This window comes from Hydrocoleum sp. CS-953 (assembly GCF_002260545.1).
In the GTDB taxonomy this organism is placed as follows: domain Bacteria; phylum Cyanobacteriota; class Cyanobacteriia; order Cyanobacteriales; family Microcoleaceae; genus Trichodesmium.
This window is the reverse complement of sequence record NZ_LGSU01001035.1, coordinates 1-6,194: the sequence shown is the minus strand read 5'-3', so window position 1 is coordinate 6,194 and position 6,194 is coordinate 1. Positions and strand designations below refer to the sequence as shown.

The 6,194-nt window shown below is 37.2% G+C and carries 5 protein-coding genes and 1 pseudogene; 1 reads left to right on the top strand and 5 read right to left on the bottom strand.

From position 1 onward, the window contains the following. Positions 1 to 340: 340 nt before the first annotated feature. Positions 341 to 559 (top strand): DUF4327 family protein, encoded by a 219-nt coding sequence (locus AFK68_RS15065; protein WP_094673503.1) that lies wholly within the window; start codon positions 341 to 343, stop codon positions 557 to 559. An 822-nt stretch (positions 560 to 1,381) separates the two neighbouring features. Here AFK68_RS15065 and AFK68_RS15060 read toward each other — a convergent pair. The 5 genes and pseudogenes from AFK68_RS15060 to AFK68_RS15040 all read right to left on the bottom strand — a co-directional run. Beyond that, positions 1,382 to 2,137 carry a serine/threonine protein kinase gene (locus AFK68_RS15060; RefSeq protein ID WP_371357399.1) on the bottom strand — a complete coding sequence of 252 codons (756 nt, stop codon included), beginning with the start codon at positions 2,135 to 2,137 and terminating at the stop codon, positions 1,382 to 1,384. Between the two features lie 45 nt (positions 2,138 to 2,182). After that, positions 2,183 to 2,811, bottom strand: a 629-nt coding sequence (locus tag AFK68_RS45275) for an FHA domain-containing protein (RefSeq protein WP_371357398.1), incomplete at its 3' end; no start/stop codon positions are given. 303 nt (positions 2,812 to 3,114) lie between these two features. Continuing rightward, positions 3,115 to 4,821, bottom strand: coding sequence for a serine/threonine phosphatase (locus tag AFK68_RS45270; protein WP_094673502.1), 1,707 nt, complete (start codon positions 4,819 to 4,821; stop codon positions 3,115 to 3,117). A gap of 103 nt (positions 4,822 to 4,924) precedes the next feature. Continuing rightward, positions 4,925 to 5,561, bottom strand: a 637-nt coding sequence (locus tag AFK68_RS15045; RefSeq protein WP_210407414.1) for a zinc ribbon domain-containing protein, incomplete at its 3' end; no start/stop codon positions are given. Between the two features lie 45 nt (positions 5,562 to 5,606). After that, positions 5,607 to 6,194 (bottom strand): annotated as a pseudogene (locus AFK68_RS15040) (single-stranded-DNA-specific exonuclease RecJ); the annotation flags it as partial.

Here is a 6,194-nt window from a genome sequence, read left to right as displayed (position 1 = left end):
CTTTCAGACTAACTAAATCTTGATCTATGTCTAATTTGTGTTATAATTCTCGGTATGCTCAAAAATAAAGATTGTTTACCTATCCAGGAATAGTATTTTTGTGTATCACATTAATTAATTTTTTTCAAGTAGGAAAACACATAAAAACCAATAATAATAAACAAATATTACCGTTTGTTTGAAATAATTTAGTTTTACTTATAGTGGCTTGCCAAAAGTAAGTATTCTACATTATAAACATATAAAGCACCTTTCCCAAGGCCACGAAAAATCCACGAATCGGTAAAAGTGAGAATGGGTAGGTAGTGTTTAGCAGAATTTCAAAAAATTAAGAGGTATTATGAGCCAACAGGTTATACACCCGATGGATAAACTCCAGCGTCAGGTGAATTCCCTTCTGAAATCTAATGTAATTAAGCCAACAGATAGTATCTGGAAGATAGCCCTACTTTTTGGCGATAAATGGCACTATTGGAAAAAAGAACTGCAAGAGTTTGGTTTTTCGATGCAAGATCCAATTAGTGAACTATTAGCTGTAGAAGCTTGGGAAGAAGATTAATCTACTAACTTCCCTATCAAACTTCAACTAGACTAATGAAAAAAAAGGCTTGATAGTTGTCCCTCATCAGGAAACTTCTGGTTATAAAACTTTTGGCAACTGTAGTCATGTTCAAAAAAAACTTAGTTGCTCAAAATTGTTTAATTGCCCCAAGTATAAAACTGTAATTCCAAGATATGTAAACAGTGTACAAACCATTAATGGTTCTTGCTATGCAGCTAACTGCCTTTACTTTAAATGATGAACTTATAATATAATTGTTTTAACTGATTTGAGGTAAGTATTCACCCATTAGCATTCCGCATTTCGTGCAGAATGCTTCGCAAAGAGCTTTTTTTTGTAAAGAATCAAGGAATTCTAAGATTAGCTGATGACCAACTTTATTCATAACTTTTAATTCTCTTTAGAGGCTAATTTCTTCTTTGCTGATAGCTGATAGCTGACGGCTGAATGCTTANGCAGAATGCTTCGCAAAGAGCTTTTTTTTGTAAAGAATCAAGGAATTCTAAGATTAGCTGATGACCAACTTTATTCATAACTTTTAATTCTCTTTAGAGGCTAATTTCTTCTTTGCTGATAGCTGATAGCTGACGGCTGAATGCTTATGATTTGAGTAGGTTAAATCTTGCACAAGATGGATAATGAAATAGTATTACTATTACAAACATTCCTCCTCAAGAAGTCAAATATGCCTTTAGATCGCGGATACCAAGTCGGATTTACAAAAGATATTCATCATTTTTTTCCTGTTATCTCCTTTCAGAAATAACACATCTAAACCAGATTTAGTATCAGCTCATTAAGACTGATGATGTTTGCTCCCTAAAGACAACTATTCAAAGCTTTTGCTAACTCTGGGGCAGTTTGATAGCGATCGCCAGGCAATGGTTGTGTAACTTTTTCAATCACCTCCCGTAGTTTTGGTGTAATAGTGGGAACGCTTTCAATATAAAACCGATAACCATTGCCACGATTATCATAAAAGTGCATTGGACTTTTCCCAGTCAGCAAAAAAATCAGAGTTGCACCCACCGCATACAAATCAGATTGAGTTAAAGGTTGCCCGCGATCTTGTTCGGGGGCGCTATAACCTTCTGCGCCAATTCGGGTACCCAAAGGTGTTCCAATTTCTTTAACTGCCCCAAAATCTAAAACCACTATCTGATTGTCGCGACGGCGCACTAGCAGATTAGCAGGTTTAATATCCCTGTGAATAAGTGGGGGTTCTTGTGAGTGAATGTATTCTAGGACTTCGCAAGTCTGAATCATCCACTCTATTGCCTGTTGTGGCAAAATTGGTCCTTGAGTAGCAATGCGTTTCTCCAAATCTTGACCATGAATCATTTCCATTGCCAAATATTTCTTGTCTTCTTCAACAAAAAAGTCGAAAAACTTAGGAATTCCTGAATGGTCTAATGATTTAAGCGCTTTAGCTTCTCGCTCAAATAATTCTTGAGCCTTACGAATTTGAGCCATATCAGCATTCATCTCCTTGAGTACCACCAAAGCAGCAGCAGGGGAAGCGCCCACTTGCAAATTATGTCGCTCCCGATCCCAAGCCAAATAGGTAGTACCCATACCACCTTGACCCAATATCCGTAATACTTGATATTGACGAATACNAATGATTTAAGCGCTTTAGCTTCTCGCTCAAATAATTCTTGAGCCTTACGAATTTGAGCCATATCAGCATTCATCTCCTTGAGTACCACCAAAGCAGCAGCAGGGGAAGCGCCCACTTGCAAATTATGTCGCTCCCGATCCCAAGCCAAATAGGTAGTACCCATACCACCTTGACCCAATATCCGTAATACTTGATATTGACGAATACTGCGTTGAACCTGAATTGGTTTACCACAATAGATGCAGAATAAATTTCCTGTTGGGTTATCACCAGCGCGGGGACAACATTGCTGGGGAATTTTGGCAGCAGATTCAGGCTGAACTTGAAATTTAAAAATCGGACCGCCTCTCGCTAACTGTATCAGGGAACCATCAGAAACAATTCCCTGAGACATCAAAACTCCATTAACAAAAGTCCCATTTGTGCCTTGACTAACTAAGCGCCAAATATTTCCAGATTGGGACTTGGAGATTTTATGTAGCTCTAGATGGTATCGGGAAACTAAACTATCAGATAAAACAATATTATTATCAGGAGAGCGACCAACCTTGATTATTGATTCGCTCTGAAAGTCCCAATTTTTTAAGGGGGTATTTTTTTGAGGGTCTAGGAGGGTTAACCTAATCACAATTTATAAAATAGGGAGTAGGGAGTCATTTCAGTTATCAGTTATCAGTTATCAGTCAACCTCCGACTAAATTATGAGGCTTGAAATACTGAGTTAAATCTTTTTTTCATCCCCTTACAAAGGGGAGGCTTTAGACCTCATTTTTTAGTAAAGTCAGAAGTTAGAAGTTAGAGAGCTGAATTTTACAAGAATTTCAGTTTATTCTTTGACTGTATGAGTTACGAACTATTTGTGATATTTTTTAAGTGAATTAGTATCAGGAATAAGATATTTTTTTACTTGGCCTGTATCAACAAAATTTCTCTAATTTTCTTGTGGCTTAACTAAAGCACGAATCACAATTGCTGTAATATTATCGTGACCATTATATTGATTTGCCAAATCAATTAACTTACTTACACCCAACTCCAAATTAGCTTGCTTGTCTAAAAGTGGTTCGAGGTGAGTTTGCCAATGATTTTCCAGAAGTTGATTATCTGTCAAACCATCAGAGGCTAAAATTAATAGACTATCCTCATCTAAATTCAAAAACTGTATATCAGGTCTCACAAAATTTTCATTTCGTGGTCCTAAAGCTTGAGTCAATTGATAAGCATCGGGGCGACCATAAGCTATTTCTGGTTCAACTCCACGATTAATTTCTCTTTGACCTACTTCATGGTCTAGAGTAATTTGGTCTAAACCTCCCTGACGAGAAAAACGATACAAACGACTATCCCCTACATGAGCGACAGCTACTTTTGTATCGTAAATCATTGCCATGACTAAAGTAGTACCCATCCGACTACTACCAGAACGAACCTCTTGTTGGTTAATATCGTAAATGACCTCATTCGCCTGTAAAATTGCTTCACGAATTATTTCCTCTGAAGACAAACCTACTGACCAACTACTTTCAGTTTTAAAATATTGTTTAATCGTATCTACTCCTAACTGACTAGCTATTTCTCCACTAGCGTGTCCTCCCATACCATCACAAAGTATATAAATTCCTTTCGCCTGAATAATTCTTTCGGTAGTTGTTTCTTGACTTTCTATCTGAGTTTGAATCCCAAAAGCATCTTCATTATGGTCACGTTGAGTACCTATATCACTTTTACCCGAACTTTCCAAACTTATTAACTGTATTGGTAAAAGTTCAGTATCCTGAGTTTCAATATTATCTACTATTTCTGAGGTAGAATCATTTGTTTGTAAAACTGTAGCTGGAGATGTAGGAGGTGGTTGAGGTTGTAAATTATCTTGAGTATTCATTAAATGCAATTGCAATTGTTCAATAGTTTGTATTTTGCCATCTCGCCAATCTTGAAATAAAGTTGTTATCCAACCAAACTGTGTACGTTGGGATTGCTCAAACAACCATTGCCAGAATAGCATTAGGTCATTAATATTTTTTTCTTCACCAGGTTTTGAATATAAGCGTTGTAACTTAATGGAGTTATTCTCCGCTTCATTTACCCGGAGATTTTCATGTTTCAGTATACTTTGACAACAATTCCAGGGTACTAAGGCTGCCCAAAGTTCTGTCATTTGCTGTAACCACGATAAAATTTGCAGTTGGGATAGATGTTCGCTGCCCCAGAGGTCAAGTAATTTGGGCCAACTGCTATAGTCTGCCAAAAGTAATATTTCTTCGTTTGGCAATCGCGAACTTTCCACCGAGTCCAATCGCCAACCATCGTGAATAGCTGGCAAATGTTGAGGTATTTGAGTATGTAAAGCTATATAAGGTTGGGCAATGATGGGAATAATTAAAGCTTCCATAGCTTCGGGGGTTATTGGTTTAAACTGACCTGAATTGTTTCGCAACCAAGCTTTAATTGGGGTTTCTTCTAGTGGGTAACGGTCTAATACCTGCACAACTAATGTTGCATCTTGGTTACTTGCTGGTATAGTTTCCAATACTTGGTAGCGTTTTTGAGGGTCTAAGTATTTTTCTTCTGATGCAGTGGAGAGAATTTCTGTATCATTTAAGGATAATGGATTTTCTGTGTTTACTGCTTCAGACATTGGACTGAGAATATCTGCAGTTGTTGATTTTGGATGAGCTAATTCCCCTATATCCTGGATTTGATTGTCAGTTTCGGCTATTGTTTTTGATAGGAGATTTTCNCTTGGTAGCGTTTTTGAGGGTCTAAGTATTTTTCTTCTGATGCAGTGGAGAGAATTTCTGTATCATTTAAGGATAATGGATTTTCTGTGTTTACTGCTTCAGACATTGGACTGAGAATATCTGCAGTTGTTGATTTTGGATGAGCTAATTCCCCTATATCCTGGATTTGATTGTCAGTTTCGGCTATTGTTTTTGATAGGAGATTTTCTGATTCTATATCTGAGGCTAATTTAGCCACAGTTTCACCTGGTGAGAGAGCATCTTCTATTTCAATTTTCTCCTCTGAACTTAGGCAGGATTCTAAAATCTCTTCAGATTCTTTTGTAATAATATCTACTGCTGATTCTGCCGAATCTTTGGCCAGGGGAGTTCCTCCTGTGATAAATTCTTCTGGGCTCAGTTTCTGGAGATTAATTTCTGTTTGATCAGACCTCGCCGTAAAGGAAGGGGTTTGATTAACAATAATGGCCTTCCATACTTGACCTGTGTCGGCTCCACAGTTGTGACATTTTAGAACGGTCAAGGAGACTTGTGAGCCACATTGAGAACAATTTTTGTGGGTTAAGGATATACCACATTTTTGACAATATTTATTATTGTTAGGATTTTCAAACTCACATTGGGGACAGATGAGCATAATAGGAGGCTGTTCTATGTCACAACTTAAATTATTGTAGAGCAACTAGAAGGGAATGGAGGTATTAGTATCTTCTAAAATTGTTTGGGCTGCGATCGCTTCTATTGTTTTTAGAGGTACTTCACAGAAGTATTTTTGCCTAAATTGTTCTTCTGATACTGCTGCTAGGAATTTTCCAATTATTTGGGATAAACTTTCTGATTGTTGATTTTTGGTTTTATTCTCAATTATGTAAAAATATCTGTCTTTATACTTGACATTAAATCCAAAATACTGTATTGATTTAAACCCTAGTTTAAGAGTTGGATCGCTAATACTTAACTTTTTTAGCAATTGATAACGAGTTACGGGTTGGCCAGTACGGCTGAGATATTTGGCAATTCCCAGGAGTTTTTGCCAGATTTCTGTGGGAGGGATAATGGAAGGTTGGGAGTAGGCGATGGCTAGTTTTTTTTGTTGATTTATTGCCCGGCGGAACCAGATGCGTAGATCATTCCAGTTTGTGGGACATTGTGTGAGAATAATTAAGTCTTTTTCATTTTCGGGAGGTAAGTTCTGAGACTTTTCTATTGCGCAATAGTTCTGAGTATTAAATTTTAAATTTTCATTTCCTGCCGGAGGTAAGACTTGAGA

What these genes read in the sequence shown, in the direction of transcription:
- AFK68_RS15065 (WP_094673503.1), top strand. Translation starts at nt 341, where the DNA reads ATGAGCCAACAGGTTATACACCCGATGGATAAACTCCAGCGTCAGGTG.
- AFK68_RS15060 (WP_371357399.1), bottom strand. Translation starts at nt 2,137, where the DNA reads ATGGGTACTACCTATTTGGCTTGGGATCGGGAGCGACATAATTTGCAA.
- AFK68_RS45270 (WP_094673502.1), bottom strand. Translation starts at nt 4,821, where the DNA reads ATGTCTGAAGCAGTAAACACAGAAAATCCATTATCCTTAAATGATACA.